Raw genomic sequence first — 15,550 nt, forward strand, 5'->3', positions numbered from 1 at the left:
TCCGCATGTTCCGCATCTCTGCCTTCGTCTCCGAACTGCTGCGCCCCACGCCGCTCGCGCCTCGCCGGGGGGCGGCCGGACCCGTGGTGATCTGGAACCTGATCCGGCGCTGCAATCTGCATTGCCGGCATTGCTACTCCGCTTCGGTCGACAGGGACTTTGCCGGCGAACTGGACTACGCCGAGGTCTGCGCGGTCATGGACGATCTGCATGCCCACGGCGTCAGGGCGCTGATCCTGTCTGGCGGCGAACCGCTGCTGCGGCCGGACATTTTCGAGATTGCGCGCCGGGCCAAGGCCATGGGCTTTTACGTAGGCCTGTCGTCCAACGGCACCCTGATAGACCGGCGCAACATCGAGTCCATCGCCGGCTGCGGCTTCGACTACGTGGGCATTTCACTGGACGGCCTGGGCGCGACGCACGACCGCTTCCGGGGCGAGGCGGGTGCGTTCGATGCCTCGCTGGCAGGCATCCGGCTGTGCCGGGACCGCGGTCTGAAGGTCGGCATCCGCTACACCATGACCCAGGGCAACGCCGACGATCTTCCTGGGCTGCTGGCATTGCTGGACGCCGAGAATGTCGACCGCTTCTACTTTTCACACCTGAACTACGCGGGCCGCGGCGGCCGCAACCGGGGCGAGGACAGTCACCACCGCATGACGCGGGCGGCCATGGAGCGGATCTTCGAGACCTGCCTGGAACATGCCGTGGCCGGCAAACCCCGTGAGTTCACGTCCGGCAACAACGATGCCGACGGCGTGTTCTTCCTGCACTGGGTGCGTCGACGGTTCCCGCAGCGCGCGCCGCATATCGAGGCCAGGCTGCGCCTGTGGGGCGGCAACGCCAGCGGCATGAACGTCGCCAACATCGACAACCGGGGCAATGTCCACGCCGACACCATGTGGTGGCACTACACTCTGGGAAACGTGCGCCTGCGGCCCTTCTCGGAGATCTGGTCGGATCCCGCCGAACCCTTGCTCAAGCTGCTGCGGCTGCGGCCGCGGCCCGTCAAGGGACGCTGCGCCGGCTGCGCCTACCTGGACATCTGCAACGGCAACACCCGTATCCGTGCGCAGAAGCAGTCGGGCGACCTCTGGGCCGAGGATCCCGGCTGTTATCTGACCGAAGACGAGACAGGAGTGTGAATGGAATTCCCGCCCAACCCGGTGAATGCGGAAGACGCATCGCTGCAACGCGCCTGGCAATTGTTCGATGGGTACAACCGGCGCGATCCCAATCTGGTCGCCTGGAATGGCGCGATGCAGCCGCGCGAATGGCTGCACGCCCAATTCCTCCAGGGCTGGGTGGCGAAGCTGGCCCCGCGGGCCGGCGCTGCCTTGCGCCTGGCCGCCCGCTGCCAGCACATCGGCCGCTGGGAGGTCCCGCGCGAGGCCTGTCCGGCCGGCAGGACAGGCTATCTGCAATGGCGCAATGCGCTCAAGGAACATCACGCGGACGTCGCTGCCAGGCTGCTTGCCAGCGCCGGCCATGACGCGCAAACCATACAGGCGGTGCTGAAGATCATCCGCAAGCAGGGCATCAAGCGCGATGCCGACGTGCAATGCATGGAGAACGCGCTGTGCCTGGTGTTTTTGGAGCACCAGTACGAGGAATTCTGCGAGCGTTATCCGGACAAGGTCGTCGCGGTGCTGCAGAAGACCTGGCACAAGATGGACCAAGCCGGCCGGCAGGCGGCCGCGTCGCTGTCCTTCAGCGAGCGGGGCCAGGCTTATCTGGCGGCTGCGCTGGCGGGCGGCGAGGAGGCCGGGAACGCAAGTTCCTGATCGCGGCGCTGGTCTGGGGCCGGATGGCTACAGTACGCTGCATGCCACGCCGCAAGCCAGCATTCGTCGCACCAGCAGCTTCGGGTCATGCGCGGTTCCCAGCAGCAGGACGGTGCGTTGGCCCGCCCGCACCTGACGGGCCAGCCAGTCCAGTCCCGTGCCCGTGGCTACGGTCGCGTCGGGCTGCAGGCCCGGACCTTTCAACTCGATCCTCGTCGCGTCCCGCCGCGCCTTGTCCAGGATGGCCGGATTGACCGCCGGCACGTGCGCAACCAGGTCGGCCTGGTTCAACAGGCGCAAGGCGCGCAGGGTCAACAGGTCGGCGGGGCCGTCGGCGGCCGCCAGTATCGTCGCGCTGCCTGCGCGGGGCAGGGTATCGGCCTGCATCGCGGCTTCCAGGGCCAGACCGGCCTGCCTGCCGTCTCCCGCCGCCAGCAACGAGGGCAGCGGACCGTCCAGCATCCAATCGTAGAAGTCGCGGCGTTGGTCCAGGTTGCGGAAGCGCGCAACGATGCGGTTGCGGTAGCGCGCCGCAAGCCGGGCCAGATCTCCAGTGCTTTCGTCGAGCAAGGCTTCCAGCCGTTCGCGGATGCGCCGCGCCAGCACGGGCGCACAGCCCCCTGACGAAATCGCCACCACCAGCGGGGAGCGGTCCAGGATGGCGGGCACTTGTATCGTCGACAGAACGGGGTCGTCGACCACGTTGCAGGGAATGCGGCGCGCAACCGCCGCCGCGGCAACCGCCTGGTTCGTGCCGCCGTGATCGGTCGCGGCCACCGCCAGCCAGGCGCCGTCCAGGCAGGCCGGCGAGAAGACCTCCGGCACATGCTGGAACTGGTCCTGGTCCGCGGCTGCACGCAGCCAGGACGTCAGGGCCGGCGCCGCCACGGCAACGGCGGCGCCGGCCCTGAGCAGCAGCCTGATCTTGCGTTCGGCCACCGCCCCGCCGCCCACCACGACCACCCGCCGGCCGGCCAGGTTGAAGTACACCGGGAAGAGCATCGCGGATGGCGTATTCATGGCGCTCTGCTCCCTTACTTGCGGCTGGAGAAGTACTGGGCCAGCTCCTGGATGGCTTCGGGACTCAAGGGCTCTGCCATGGAACTCATGACCGGGTCATTACGTTCCCGGGTCTTGAAGGCATTGAGCTGTTTAACCAGATACTCGGTTTTCTGCCCCGCAAGATTGGGGTACAGGCCGACGGCGCTGATGCCGTCCGCGCCATGGCAGGAGGCGCATAACGGCAGCATGGCGGAGACGCGGGGCGAGAGCGTGTCAGGATTGCCGCCGGCGACCAGGGCGGGCTGCCCGTCGGCGGCCAGCGCGTGCGCGGCGGCCTGGGACAGCAGCAGCGCCGTGAGTATGCGGAATAGCGTTTTCATGTGTCGGTTCCTCGGCTCAGAATTTGCGCGTTTCGGACAGGCCGATGGTCAGCCAGCGGGTGCGGGCGCGGGAGAAAATGCCCGAGGGGCTTTCCATCTTGTGCTCTGCCACCAGTTCCAGGGTCTTGCTGTCGTAGATCTTGATGCGGTCGCCCCAGTAGCCCGAGCTGACATAGAGGTAATTGCCGGTGCGGTTGTAGTCCGGGAAGAAGGCATGTCCGCCCACGTCCAGGGTCTTGGCCACTTCCAGCGTGTTCTTGTCGATCAGCTGGATCCAGGCCGCGCGCTTGTCCTTGTCGACGATGTCCACCGCCACGTAGGGCGCGTTTGGATGGGCGGCGGGCGATTCGGTGGCCCCCGCCACCGGGATCTGCTTGACCACGGAAAAGTCCTTGGTGTCCCACACGGTGACCACGGAGCCCTTGTCGCAGGTGCCGATGTTGGTGCCGAAGGCCAGGAAGCGTCCGTTGACTTCGGTCACCGCGCCCGAGCCGACGTGAGGTTGGCAGCCGGCGGGTATGTCGCGCACCACCTTGTCGTCCTTGAAGTCGATCGCGACGATCTTGTTGTCGTCATAGGACGCGACCATGGAGTAGCGCCCGTCGGGCGTGAGGAAGGTGTCATGCAGCATGCGGCCGACCTTGGTCAGCTTGGTCACGGGCATGTCGGGCTTGTCGGGGTCGATGATCCAGATCTGGCCCGCCTGGCGCAGCGTCAGGGCGAACTTGTTGTTGATCCGGCTGCCGATGACGGGCCCGCCGGCCGATTTGACGAATTTGCCGTCCGGATCCTCGCCCTCCAGATCCATGTACTTGACCGGTTCCAGCGTGTCCGCCTTCAGGATGGCGACGCTCTTGGGCACGAACGAACTGATGGCCAGCCACTTGCCGTCGTTGGACAGGGCGATGCCGGGTCCGGTCAGGCCGACCTTGGCCTTACGCACGATCTGCAGCGAGTACAGGTCGATCTTGTAGACCATGCCGTCGTCGCTCTTGAGCCAGGCCCAGCGTTCCGCCACGGGGCTGAAATCCATGATGTGCGGCGCCACCGGCGTGGCGATCTCGCCCACCACCTTGTTGGTCTTGCCGTCCAGGAACACGGTGCGCGCATTGTTGCCCGTATCGCCCCGCCCATAGCGCCCGCGCGCCATGACCACCATCAGGTCGTAGACGGTGTCGATGGCGTAGTTCGGCTTGGCGGGCAGGGTGGCTTCATCGACCACCACCTGCACGCTGGCGCGGATCTGGTCCAGCCCCCATTTTGGATCGTCTGCCGTCTGCGTTTTGATGAGGCGGGCCAACGCACGGATCTCTTCGTCGGACAGGCGGCCCACGAAGGGCGGCATCAGCGTGTCGGGGATGCCGGTCATGATGGTGCCGCGCAGCGCCGCCTCGCTTTGGACCAGGCGGTCGCTGGTCAGGCCCGGCGCGATGTAGCCGCCGCGGTCGGCGCCATGACAGACGGCGCAGTTCTGCTGGAACAGCTGATTCGCCTTGAGGTACTCCTCGGTCGGCGCACTCCAGGCGGCGCCGGCCGAGACGAACAGCAAGGCCGCGCTCAATAGCTTGGTGTGCATGTCGATCTCTCCCGTAAGGTTCTGCCGAAACTGCGGCACATGCACTGTGTCATCGTGGCGCCGGGCCGATAAGGCACGGCTCACGCCTGTGCGATGGTTACGGTCCAAATCTCTTTTTGACATAGGACAAAGTCAGGGGGCGGCCAAAGCACTACCGTGATAGCAAACGGAGCGCGGCCGGCCCGCGCCGCTTCGAAAGGCCGGCGCCATTTTTTGTCCTGTGGTTGTCCGCCATGTTTTCACTCCCGCTTTCCCTATCCCGCCAGGATGCAAAACCCTACAAGCAGCAGATCGCCGACCAGATCGAGGCGCTGATACGCGCCGGACGGCTGCAGGAAGGAGACAGATTGCCGGCGATCAACCGCATGTCATCGCTGCTGCAGGTATCGAAGAACACCGTGCTGGGCGCGTATGAACTGCTGATCGATTCCAGCCTGATCCAGAGCAAGCCCAGCCGCGGTTATTTCGTGACGTTGAACCGCAGCCTGGTCATCAATCCGCGCTGTCCCGATTTCGTCCAGGACCGTCCGCCGGTCTACGCCGACGCCGTCAGCCAGGCCCTCTCCAGCGGCGTCTGCGGCCAGTCGCCGCCCATGCCGCCGCGCTATGACTTCAAGGTCGGCCGTCCCTCGGTCCACGCCTTTCCGTTGCGCCAGTTCATCATGCTGTCGAACCAGCTGCTACGGCATGCGGGCTGCGCCATGGCCGAATATGCGCCGCCCGCCGGCCTGTGGGGCTTGCGCGTGCAGATTGCCGATTACCTGTCGGCCGCCAAGGCGCTGAAGGTCGAGCCCGAACAGGTGCTGATCACCGCCGGCAGCCAGGAGGCTTTGAGCCTGATCGCCTCGCATTTCCTGGACCGCCACGGCAGGGCGGTGTTCGAGTCGCCCTGTTATGCGGGGTTCAGGAATCTGGTGCGGCGGCATGGCGCGCAGGAGGTGCCGGTTCCGGTGGACGGGCAGGGACTGCGCACCGACCTGTTGCCGGAAGGCCCGGCCAGGTTGGCCTATGTGACGCCCTCGCACCAGTACCCCCTGGGCTACGCCATGTCCCTGTCCCGGCGCCGGCAATTGCTCGAATGGGCGGCCCGCAGCGGCGCGCTGATCATCGAGGACGACTACGACGGCGACTTTTGCTATGAGTCCGTGCTGCCCATGCCGCTGGCCGCGATGAGTCCGCGGCAGGTCGTGTACCTGGGGACGTTCTCCAAGACGCTGGGGCCCGGCTTGAGGCTGGGATACATGGTCTGCCCGCTTGAGCTGGTCGACGATTTTGCCGAACGCAAGGCCTTGCTCAACAACGGCAGTCCATGGCTGACGCAGGCGGTGCTAGCGCGCTACTTCGATGAGAACTGTTTCGCGCGCCACCTGCAGACCTTGCGGCGGCGCTACCAGGCGCAGCGCGACGAACTGCTGCGCGGCATCCGCAAGATCTGGGGCGGACGCGGCCGGATCAGCGGACAGAATTCGGGGATGCACCTGGCCTTTGAACTGCCGGTGGACAGCCCCGGCGCCGACGCGGTCGCCGCGGCCGCACTGGCGCAGGGCGTGAGGCTGTATCCGCTGGCCCAGGCCGCCGCCAGCGCGGGTGAGGGCGTCGAGTCCCGGCATCTGCTGTTCGGCTACGCCGGCCTGGAAACCGGAGAAATCGCCCTGGCCATGGCGCGCGTGCACGCGGCCTGCAGGCAATTGCAGGAATCCTGTCCGGAGCGGACAGCGTCCCGCCTGTCCCTGGACGAAGCGCGCTGCGCGGGCGTCTAGCACGGTTGCCGCGTTTCCGGTAGGGATGGCGGCGCAGCGTGGGGGCTGGCGCCGTCGCTATGCAGCGCGGACGCGTCGTTCTTAGAATGAATTTGTCCTATGACAAAATCCGATTCGTTCGGCCTGCGGGCAACCTGGGCCGCACGGTTACGCATGGAGATGCTGCGATGCCGCTTACCGCCACCGGGTCCGTCCCGCCGACTTGCCGCCGGTCCGTGTCGGACGTTTCGAATGCCGCTGCCCGGACCGGCAGGCGCTTGAATCCGACCGACGCCGGGTTCCTGCTGATCTGCCTTGCCGGCTGCGCCTATGCACTGGGGGAGTTCGGCCAGTTCCTGAACGGCTACGAGCAAGCGATGCTGATCGGCGCGGTGCCTGCCCTGGCCTGGCTGGGATGGCTGTGGCGCCCCTTGCGGCCTCTGTTCTTGGCCAGCGGCGCCAGCGCGCTGCTGGCCGCGTGGTTGTACGCGGGCGGGGCAGGGCTGCTGCAGGGCAACCTGGGGCGCGCCGAAAACGTCTTCCTGCTCAAGTACCTGCTGTCGTCGCAGTCGGCCATACTCTGGATGAGCTGCCTGTTCGTGCTGGGCACGCTTTGCTATTGGGCGGGGCTGGCCCGGCCCGCGATCGCCTGGCTGGGCACGGTCCTGACCTGGGGCGGGGTATGGGCGGGGCTGACCGGCCTGCTGGTGCGCTGGCGCGAAGGACATTTGCTGGGACCGGATGTCGGACACATTCCGGTCAGCAACCTGTACGAGGTGTTCGTTTTTTTTGCACTGGTCACGGCGCTGTTCTACCTCTACTACGAGGCCCGCTACGCCACGCGAGCGCTGGGCGGCTTCGTCATGCTGGTGGTTGCCTCGATGGTCCTGTTCCTGTCCTGGTATTCGCTCACGCGCGGCGCCCATCAGATCCAGCCGCTGGTTCCCGCACTGCAAAGCTGGTGGATGAAGCTGCACGTGCCGGCCAATTTCGTGGGCTATGGCACGTTCTCGCTGGCGGGTGCGGTGGGCTTCGCCTACCTGGTCAAGCTGCACGGGCAGAGCGCAGCGGGCAAGCGCCTGATTCCAGTTTTCCTGCTGGGCGCGCTGCTATGCGCCGAGCCGATGATCTTCGGCTCGCGGCGGCTGTCGCCTGTGTGGATGCTGTATTTCGGCGGGGGCGCCATGGTCGTGGGCGCGGTGCTGGCGCTGCGCCGTCCCATTGCCCGCCGGCTGCCGTCCCTGGAGGTGCTGGAGGACATCATGTACCGGGCCATCGCGCTGGGTTTCGCCTTTTTCACCGTGGCCACCGTGCTGGGCGCGTTGTGGGCCGCCGACGCCTGGGGCGCGTATTGGCAATGGGATCCCAAGGAGACCTGGGCGCTGATCGTATGGCTGAACTATGCCGCCTGGCTGCACATGCGGCTGCTCAAGGGGCTGCGAGGAGAGGTGGCGGCCTACTGGGCGCTCGCCGGGTTGGTGGTGACGAGCTTCGCCTTTCTGGGGGTGAACATGTTTCTGTCGGGGCTGCATTCGTACGGCAGCCTGTAGCCCCATGCCGCCTTGCGGGCGGCGATGCGCGCTGGCATCGGGTGTCTTGGCGGAAGCGGTGAGATTCGAACTCACGAACGGTTGCCCGTTGCCGGTTTTCAAGACCGGTGCAATCGACCACTCTGCCACGCTTCCTGGTATTGCGTATATTCCGGCGATCCGGCCATCAGGCAAACAATCTGCCGGGCCGGGAACACGATACGCCGTAAAGGGCGCAATAATAATCCATTTGCTGCAAAGGAGGCACGCGATGCACGCCGTAGAAATCTCTCGCCCTGGTGGCCCCGAGGTCCTGGTCCCCGTGGAGCGCCCCACGCCGGAAGCCGGCGCGGGTGAAGTCCTGATCAAAGTGAGCGCCGCGGGCGTCAACCGTCCCGACGTGTTCCAGCGCAAGGGCAACTACGCGCCGCCGCGCGGCGCCTCGGACCTGCCGGGCCTGGAAGTGGCCGGCGAGATCGTCGGCGGCGACCTGGCCGGCAGCGGTTTTGCTTTGGGCGACAAAGTCTGCGCCCTGGTGGCGGGCGGCGGCTACGCGGAATACTGCGTAGCGCCCGCGGCGCAATGCCTGCCGATTCCCAAGGGCCTGTCCGACATCGAGGCCGCCGGCCTGCCGGAAACCTATTTCACGGTCTGGAGCAACGTATTCGACCGCGGCCGCCTGTCCGAAGGCGAGGCGCTGCTGGTGCATGGCGGCGCCAGCGGCATCGGCACCACGGCCATCCAGCTGGCCCGCGCCATGGGCCACAAGGTCTATGCCACCGTCGGTAGCGACGACCGGGCCCGCGCCGTGGAAGCGCTGGGCGCCGAGCGCGGCATCAACTACAAGACCCAGGATTTCGTGAAGGAAGTGCTGGACGCCACCGGCGGACGCGGCGTGGACGTGATCCTGGACATGGTGGCCGGTGACTACATCGGCCGCGACATGCAGTGCCTGGCCGACGACGGCCGCATCGTCATCATCGCCCAGCTGGGCGGTTCCCACGCCAATGTGGATACGGCCCAGGTCATGCGCCGCCGCCTGACCATCACCGGCTCGACCTTGCGTCCCCGTCCGGTCGCCTTCAAGGGCGCCATCGCGCGCGCCCTGCGCGAGCAGGCCTGGCCTCTGCTGGAAAAAGGGGCCATCAAGCCCATCGTGCACGCCACCTTCCCGCTGGCCGAGGCCTCGCGCGCCCATGCCATGATGGAAAGCGGTGAAAACATCGGCAAAATCATCCTGACCATGTAAGAAATGGGGGGCGCTCGGCGTAGCGTCCCGCAACAGGATACAATCACGGGTTTCGCCTGGAATTTTTTCCAGGCAGGCCCGTGGGCGGTTGCTACGCAGCCCTTGGCTCGCCCCAGTCCAACCGATACAGATACCTCGCCATGACTTCAGTCGAAAACCGCGCCCGCCTCGTGCTGGGCAACTGGAAGATGCACGGCAACCTGGCCGAGAACGCCGCGTTGCTGACCGAGCTGCGCGCCGCGGATGCTGCGAGCCACTGCGAAATCGGCATCTGTGTGCCGTTCCCCTACCTCGCGCAAGCGGCGTCGGCCCTGACCGGCAGCAGCGTGTCCTGGGGTGCGCAAGACGTCAGCGCCCATGAAAAGGGCGCCTACACCGGGGAAGTCTCCGGCGCCATGCTGAAGGAATTCGGCTGCCGCTGGGCCCTGGCCGGCCACTCCGAGCGCCGCGTGCTGCACGGCGAGACCGACGAGGCCGTGGCCGCCAAGGCCCAGGCCGCGCTGGCTGCCGGCCTGACCCCGGTGGTGTGCGTGGGCGAATCCCTGGCCGACCGCGAAGCCGGCAACACGCTGGCCGTGATCGAACGCCAATTGAAGCCCGTGCTGGCGCTGGGCGCCGAGGCGGTTTCGCGCATGGTCCTGGCCTATGAGCCCGTCTGGGCCATCGGCACCGGCCGCACCGCCAGCCCCGAGCAGGCGCAGGAAGTCCATGGCGCCATCCGCGCCGCCCTGCGCGCGCTGGGCGCGGCGCAGGTGCAAGTGTTGTACGGCGGTAGCGTCAAAGCTGCCAATGCCGCCAGTTTGTTCGCCATGACTGATATCGACGGTGCCCTGGTCGGCGGCGCGTCGCTCGTGGCCGAAGAATTTTTGCGAATCGCCGCTATCTAAGTTTCCGTTCCGGAGTCTGTAATGCCCTTGATGCTCAAAATCCTGCTGGCCGTCCAAGTGATCTCGGCGCTGGCTATCATCGTCCTGGTCCTGCTTCAGCAGGGCAAAGGCGCCGACATGGGGTCCGCCTTCGGCAGTGGCTCGGCCGGCAGCCTGTTCGGCGCCACCGGCGCGGCGAACTTCCTGTCGCGCGCGACCAAGTGGGCCGCCGTGGTCTTCTTCGCGTCCACCGCCGGCCTGGCTTATGTCAGCCACAAGGGCAATAGCGGCCCTGCCGTCGACTCCGGCGTGATGCAAAGCTTCCCGGCCGACCGTTCGGTGCCGCAAGTGCCGGGCGCAGCGCCCGCTCCCGCTGGTTCGTCGGTTCCCGGCGCGGGTTCGGTGCCCGCCGCTCCGGCCAAGCCCGACGCGTCGGTGCCCTCGGTCCCGGCCGCACCCGCCACCCCGGCCGCACCGGCCGCAGGCGACAAGCCCGCCGAAACGCCCGCGGCGCCGGCGAAGTAAGCCACAGCAAAAGGAAAGGCCGGCACATGCCGGCCTTTTTCATGGGCGGCTTGCGGCTGCCCGGATATCCTGTCATCGGCGGCCGTTAGCATGCGCCGTCGCCGCGCCGGCAGCGGGTAGGGTATCGTTGCCTGCGCATCCGGTTCCTGTTCCTCGATCTCCGCCATGGCCACATCCAAACGCACTCCCCGAACCCCGACCGCCGCCGATCAGCAGCGGGGCTCGCCGCAGGCCATGCTGGCGCGCATCCAGAGCCTGCTGCCCTCGATGGGGGCGGCCTCGCAGCGCATCGGCGAGTTCGTCATACGCAACCCGGCCGAGGTGGTGCACATGTCGGTCAGCGAAGTGGCCGAGCGCACCCAGTGCAGCGAAGGCAGCGTGGTGGGTTTTTGCAAGCTGCTGGGCGCCACGGGCTTTCAACAGCTGAAGATCGCGCTGGCGCAGCAGATCGTGCAGCCGGTGCAGTACATCCACGAAGACCTGGCGGCCCAGGACACGCCCGAGCAGGTCGTCAGCAAGATCTTCCACAGCAATATCCAGACCCTGCAGGAAACGGAATCGGTGCTGGACGTGGCCGCGCTGTCGGCGGCCGTGGAACTGATCCGCGGCGCCCGCCGCGTGGAAATCTACGGCATCGGCAGCTCGGCTGTCATCGCGCATGACGCGCACTACCGCATGTTGCGCATCGGGCTGCATGCCACGGCAGTGACCGATTCCCACGTGCAGGCCATCAGCGCGTCGCTGACCGGGCCGGACGTCGCCGTGCTGACCATTTCGCATTCCGGCAGCACCCATGAAACCGTGTTGGCGACACGGCTGGCCAAGGAAGCCGGGGCGCGCACGATCTGCATCACCAATTTCGGCAAATCGCCGATCCAGGAACACGCGGACGTGGTGCTGCACACCATGTCGCGCGAGACCCGTTTCCGCACCGAGGCCATGACCAGCCGGTTGGCGCAATTGGCCATCATCGACACGCTCATCGCCTGCCTGGCCCTGTCCGACTACGACAAGGCCGTCTCCACGCTGCGCAGCACCTTCGACGTGCTGTCGAACAAGCGCTACTGATCGCCTTCGATGTCCGCCGGCAGCGCATGCCTGCGCGGACGCGCGCCATCCAGCAGCCCCGCCACGTCCGGCGCATCCGCGTAAGGCGCAGTGCCGACCAGCAGATAGCCGATGCCCAGGCGCACCGCGCCCAGCGCATCGGTGCGCACGTTGTCGCCGATGACCGTGGCGTCGGCCGGCGCCAGGCCCAGCCGGCGCAATCCTTCCTCCAACAGCATGGCTCCCGGCTTGCCGAGTATTTGCGGGCGCACGCCAGGCGCGCAGGCCAGCACCGACTGCAGTAGCGCGCCTGTTTCGGGGACGATGGCGCCTTGCGGACCGGGATGGGTGAGATCGCCGTTGCTGACCATCAAGGTCGCGCCCCGCGCCAGCTCGCCTGCCAGGGTCTGCAGCGTCCCGTAGCCGAACGACAGATCGCGCGCCAGCAGCACGATGTCCGCATTGCGGTCCACCAGCGCCAGCCCCAGGCTGGCGGCGAAGCCGCGCAATGCGTCCGAGGCGCAGAGCAGCACCGCGGCCCGCGGATGCTGCCGGGCGATATGGCGCACGGCCTGCTCGCCGGCCAGGATCAGCGTTTCGGCTTGCACCGGCAGGCCCATCGCCCGCAAGCGCGGCGCCAGGCCTGCCGCCGTGTCAGTGGAATTGTTGGACACGATGACGCAGCGTCCCGCCCAGCGGGTCAGCAGCTCGCTGGCGCCCGGTATCACTTCATGGCCCCGTATCAATGTCCCGTCCAGATCCAGGATCAGGCCGCGCGAGCGGGCGGTCCAGGGCGGTTCCGACGTCGGGGCTTGGGAATGGGAAGCGAGAGGAGTGCAGGCAATGCGGGTCATGGATCGGCGTGGTGGCGTCGAAGCGCGTGCAGGGTTGAAAGGAGTGGGCGCCCGCTACGGTTCGGGCCTGCCCGGCGGCTGTGATTCTATCTGAACAAAATTCAAAAATTCATTTTTTTGATTTGAGCAATTTTCATTTTCCTGTCATGTGCCATCACTAATCTGCGTCCGGAATCAGGGCCGAGCACGCAGCGCCCCGATGGCAACCTCAACAAGACTAGGAACAGAAAAATGAAGATCCGCAATTGCGCGCCCGCCCTGGCGCTGGTTTCCCTGCTGGCCGCCGCACCCCTCGCGCAAGCCCAATCCCTGGCCGACGGCTCGCAGCAGCGTCCGTTGCGCGTGCTGCTGATACCTGCCGATGGCGGCACCGAATCGGGCACCAAGGCCGACTACGCGCCGATCTTCAATGCGATCACGCGCAGCACCGGGCTGCATTTCCAACTGACGGTGGGCCAATCCTACGGCGCCGTGGTCGAAGGCATGTGCAACCAGTTGGCCGAGGTCGCGTTCCTGGGACCGGTTTCGTACGTACAGGCGCACGAGCGCCAATGCGCGCAGTTGCTGGCCGTGGGCGTGCAGAAAGGCGAGTCCGCCTACTACGCCGCGATGTTCGCCCGGGCCGATTCGCCGATCAATACGTTGGCCGACCTGAAGGGCAAGCGCGCCGCGTTCGGCGACGTGAACTCGGCTTCCAGCTTCACCTTCCAGGTGGCGTCCATGATCAAGGACGGCATGAACCCGGCCAAGGACCTGGCGGCGCTGCAATTGACCGGCAGCCACGCCAGCAGCCTGGCCGCGCTGGTGCAGGGCCAGGTCGACGCGGCTGCGCTGTCGTTCGATTCCTTCGACAAGGCGGTGCGCCAGGGCGCGGTGGACCCGAAGTCCGTGAAGGTGATCTTCAAGAGCGAACCCATCCCGTATCCGCCGCTGGCAATGAACACCAAGCTGCCCGAGTCGCTGAAGGCGACGCTCAAGCAGGCATTTGCCAAGGTGCATCAGGCGCCCGGCGTGACCCCGGACATGGTGCGCGGCTACGGCGGCGCCAAGCTGGATCGCTTCGACACCGAGTTCTCCGAGGCGCAGTTCGCTGGCCCGGCTTCGAAGATGGCCCTGCTGACCGACGAGATCAAGGGCGAAATCCTGCAGAAGGCGGCACAGCGGTGATCGCCGGAGCAAGCGAAATGGACATGCTGCGCTACGACGCCGTCGGCATGCGCTACGCCGACGGGACCGCGGCCCTGAACTCGGTGTCGCTGCAGGTGCCGCGCGGCCAGTTCTGCGTCATCCTCGGCGCCTCGGGCGCGGGCAAATCGACCTTGCTGCGCATGGCCAACGGCTTGACCGTGCCGACCCAAGGGGAAGTGTGGGTCGATGGCACGCAGGTGCAGCCTTCGACGCTTGCTGCCGTGCGGCCGCGGATCGGCATGGTGCATCAGCACTTCAACCTGGTGTCGCGCGCGACGGTCGCGACCAACGTGCTGTCGGGCGCGCTGCCCGGCTTGCCGGCATGGCGCGCCTATCTGATGCGCTTCCCCGCGGAATTGCGCGAACGGGCCTGCAAGCTGGTGCGCGAAGTCGGCCTGCAGCCCGAACATCTGCAACGCCGCGTGAGCGAATTGTCTGGCGGCCAGCAGCAGCGCGTGGGCATCGCCCGCGCCTTCATGCTGGCCCCGGCCTTGTTGCTGGCCGACGAGCCGGTGGCCAGCCTGGACCCGCGCATCAGCCGCGACATCCTGGAGCTGTTGCGCAATCAGGCGCGGGAACGCGGCGCGACCGTCCTGTGCAGCCTGCACCAGGTCGATCTGGCCCGCGAGTTCGCCGACCGCATCGTGGCGCTGCGCCATGGCGTCAGGGTGTTCGACGGACCGGCGGGCGCGTTCGATGAGGCCACCGCCCGCGCCCTGTATCAGGCCCCGCAGCCGGAGAGCGGCGCGGCCGCTGCCGATCTTGCGGGCCGCGGCCATGTCGAGCCGCGCGCGGCCAGGCCGATCCGGCCGGCGGTGTTGTCGGCGGGAGGCGCGCAATGAACACGCAGGCATTGAAAACGCCGGCCGACAACGCGGCCTGGCGCCTGGATCCGCCTTACGGCGCCCGCGCGCTGCTGATCGTGATCGCGGCGCTGATGTTGTTCCTCTACACCGGCCAACGGGTCGAGATGGGCCGCATGGCGGCGCTGACCCTGGACGGCGCGCTGGCGGCGGTGGGCCTGAAGCAGCAGTCCCAGGTCACGGCGGGCCTGGGTGCCCTGGCCGACAACCTGTTCCCGCTGCAAGTCTCTTATCGCACCGAGACCTCGCGCATAGAAGGATTCGATCCGGACAAGTTGCCGTGGCTGGCCCGTGTGGAGACGCTGCAGGTGACCGAAAGCCGGTTGAATCCGCACACGCTGAAGATGGAAGACGAGGTGTCCACGCAGACCTATCTGGTCGAGCCGCTGGGCTATCTGTGGCGGGTGGCGGTGAAGATGGTCGAGACCTTCGAGATCGCCATCTGGGCGACCTTGCTGGCCGTATTGGGCAGCGTGCCGCTGGCTTATTGCAGCGCCCGCAATTACGCGCCCAACCGGCTGCTGTACGTGGCGGCGCGGGCCATCGTCAGCATGTTCCGTGCGATGCCCGAGCTGATCTGCGCGCTGTTCCTGGTGCTGGCCTACGGCTTCGGGCCGATTGCCGGGGTGCTGGCGCTGGCCATCCATTCGATGGGATTCCTGGGCAAGTTCTACGCCGAGGATATCGAGACGGCCGACGCCAAGCCGCAAGAGGCGCTGGCCGCGATCGGCGCCAGCAAGCCGCGCGTGTTGGCCTATGCCGTGCTGCCGCAAGTCATGCCCAAGTTCACCGGCTACACCCTGTACATCCTGGACCGCAACGTGCGCATGGCCACGGTCGTGGGCCTGGTGGGCGCGGGCGGCATCGGCCAGGAGCTGAAAGGCCGCTACGACATGTACCAGTACGCCCACGTCGGGACCATTCTCGTCGTGATCTTCATCACCGTGT

The 15,550-nt window shown here is 66.9% G+C and carries 15 protein-coding genes and 1 tRNA gene; 11 read left to right on the forward strand and 5 right to left on the reverse strand.

The features are described from left to right. Positions 1-5 precede the first annotated feature (5 nt). Both nirJ and N5C88_RS07105 read left to right on the forward strand, forming a co-directional pair. Positions 6-1,145 carry a heme d1 biosynthesis radical SAM protein NirJ gene (nirJ, locus tag N5C88_RS07100; protein WP_251877623.1) on the forward strand — a complete coding sequence of 380 codons (1,140 nt, stop codon included), beginning with the start codon at positions 6-8 and terminating at the stop codon, positions 1,143-1,145. Next, positions 1,146-1,784 carry a DUF4202 domain-containing protein gene (locus N5C88_RS07105; RefSeq protein WP_280015032.1) on the forward strand — a complete coding sequence of 213 codons (639 nt, stop codon included), beginning with the start codon at positions 1,146-1,148 and terminating at the stop codon, positions 1,782-1,784. A gap of 27 nt (positions 1,785-1,811) precedes the next feature. On the opposite strand, the gene N5C88_RS07110 is transcribed toward N5C88_RS07105, so the two are convergent. From N5C88_RS07110 to N5C88_RS07120, 3 genes are read right to left on the reverse strand one after another with little or no spacing between them, the layout of a single operon-like run. Then, positions 1,812-2,804 (reverse strand): NAD(P)-dependent oxidoreductase, encoded by a 993-nt coding sequence (locus N5C88_RS07110; RefSeq protein WP_280015033.1) that lies wholly within the window; start codon positions 2,802-2,804, stop codon positions 1,812-1,814. Positions 2,805-2,818: 14 nt separating this feature from the next. After that, complete coding sequence (locus N5C88_RS07115) at positions 2,819-3,166, reverse strand: cytochrome c (RefSeq protein ID WP_118931727.1); 348 nt, start codon at positions 3,164-3,166, stop codon at positions 2,819-2,821. Between the two features lie 16 nt (positions 3,167-3,182). Continuing rightward, the gene (locus tag N5C88_RS07120) at positions 3,183-4,742 is read right to left on the reverse strand and encodes a nitrite reductase (protein WP_118931818.1); all 1,560 of its coding nucleotides are present in this window, start codon (positions 4,740-4,742) and stop codon (positions 3,183-3,185) included. A gap of 233 nt (positions 4,743-4,975) precedes the next feature. Here N5C88_RS07120 and N5C88_RS07125 point away from each other — a divergent pair, with 233 nt between their 5' ends. Continuing rightward, the gene (locus N5C88_RS07125) at positions 4,976-6,502 is read left to right on the forward strand and encodes a PLP-dependent aminotransferase family protein (RefSeq protein ID WP_280015034.1); all 1,527 of its coding nucleotides are present in this window, start codon (positions 4,976-4,978) and stop codon (positions 6,500-6,502) included. Positions 6,503-6,669: 167 nt separating this feature from the next. Then, a complete protein-coding gene (gene ccsB, locus N5C88_RS07130) occupies positions 6,670-8,031 on the forward strand; it encodes a c-type cytochrome biogenesis protein CcsB (protein WP_118931729.1) in 1,362 nt (453 codons plus the stop codon). A 47-nt stretch (positions 8,032-8,078) separates the two neighbouring features. Here ccsB and N5C88_RS07135 read toward each other — a convergent pair. Next, positions 8,079-8,166: transfer RNA gene (locus N5C88_RS07135), tRNA-Ser, on the reverse strand. A 115-nt stretch (positions 8,167-8,281) separates the two neighbouring features. On the opposite strand from N5C88_RS07135, the gene N5C88_RS07140 reads away from it, so the two are divergent. From N5C88_RS07140 to N5C88_RS07155, 4 genes are all read left to right on the forward strand, one after another. Next, positions 8,282-9,259: an NAD(P)H-quinone oxidoreductase gene (locus tag N5C88_RS07140; protein WP_251877609.1), complete on the forward strand. Its 978-nt coding sequence runs from the start codon at positions 8,282-8,284 to the stop codon at positions 9,257-9,259. 140 nt (positions 9,260-9,399) lie between these two features. Beyond that, the gene (tpiA, locus tag N5C88_RS07145) at positions 9,400-10,146 is read left to right on the forward strand and encodes a triose-phosphate isomerase (RefSeq protein WP_054450238.1); all 747 of its coding nucleotides are present in this window, start codon (positions 9,400-9,402) and stop codon (positions 10,144-10,146) included. A gap of 21 nt (positions 10,147-10,167) precedes the next feature. Next, the gene (gene secG, locus N5C88_RS07150) at positions 10,168-10,650 is read left to right on the forward strand and encodes a preprotein translocase subunit SecG (protein WP_059375538.1); all 483 of its coding nucleotides are present in this window, start codon (positions 10,168-10,170) and stop codon (positions 10,648-10,650) included. A 234-nt stretch (positions 10,651-10,884) separates the two neighbouring features. Further along, on the forward strand, positions 10,885-11,718 hold the full coding sequence (locus N5C88_RS07155; protein ID WP_059375536.1) for a MurR/RpiR family transcriptional regulator: 834 nt from the start codon (positions 10,885-10,887) through the stop codon (positions 11,716-11,718). Here the strand turns inward: N5C88_RS07155 and N5C88_RS07160 are convergent. Beyond that, positions 11,712-12,551 carry an HAD family hydrolase gene (locus tag N5C88_RS07160; protein WP_280015035.1) on the reverse strand — a complete coding sequence of 280 codons (840 nt, stop codon included), beginning with the start codon at positions 12,549-12,551 and terminating at the stop codon, positions 11,712-11,714. The genes N5C88_RS07155 and N5C88_RS07160 overlap by 7 nt on opposite strands. A gap of 231 nt (positions 12,552-12,782) precedes the next feature. Between N5C88_RS07160 and N5C88_RS07165 the strand changes: the two genes are divergently transcribed. The 3 genes from N5C88_RS07165 to phnE all read left to right on the forward strand — a co-directional run. After that, complete coding sequence (locus N5C88_RS07165) at positions 12,783-13,718, forward strand: phosphate/phosphite/phosphonate ABC transporter substrate-binding protein (protein ID WP_118931731.1); 936 nt, start codon at positions 12,783-12,785, stop codon at positions 13,716-13,718. A 17-nt stretch (positions 13,719-13,735) separates the two neighbouring features. After that, on the forward strand, positions 13,736-14,581 hold the full coding sequence (locus N5C88_RS07170) for a phosphonate ABC transporter ATP-binding protein (protein ID WP_347881385.1): 846 nt from the start codon (positions 13,736-13,738) through the stop codon (positions 14,579-14,581). Next, positions 14,578-15,550, forward strand: a 973-nt coding sequence (gene phnE / locus N5C88_RS07175) for a phosphonate ABC transporter, permease protein PhnE (RefSeq protein WP_280015036.1), incomplete at its 3' end; no start/stop codon positions are given. The genes N5C88_RS07170 and phnE, both read left to right, overlap by 4 nt.

Source organism: Achromobacter sp. GD03932 (assembly GCF_029839485.1).
Taxonomy (GTDB): domain Bacteria; phylum Pseudomonadota; class Gammaproteobacteria; order Burkholderiales; family Burkholderiaceae_B; genus Achromobacter; species Achromobacter bronchisepticus_A.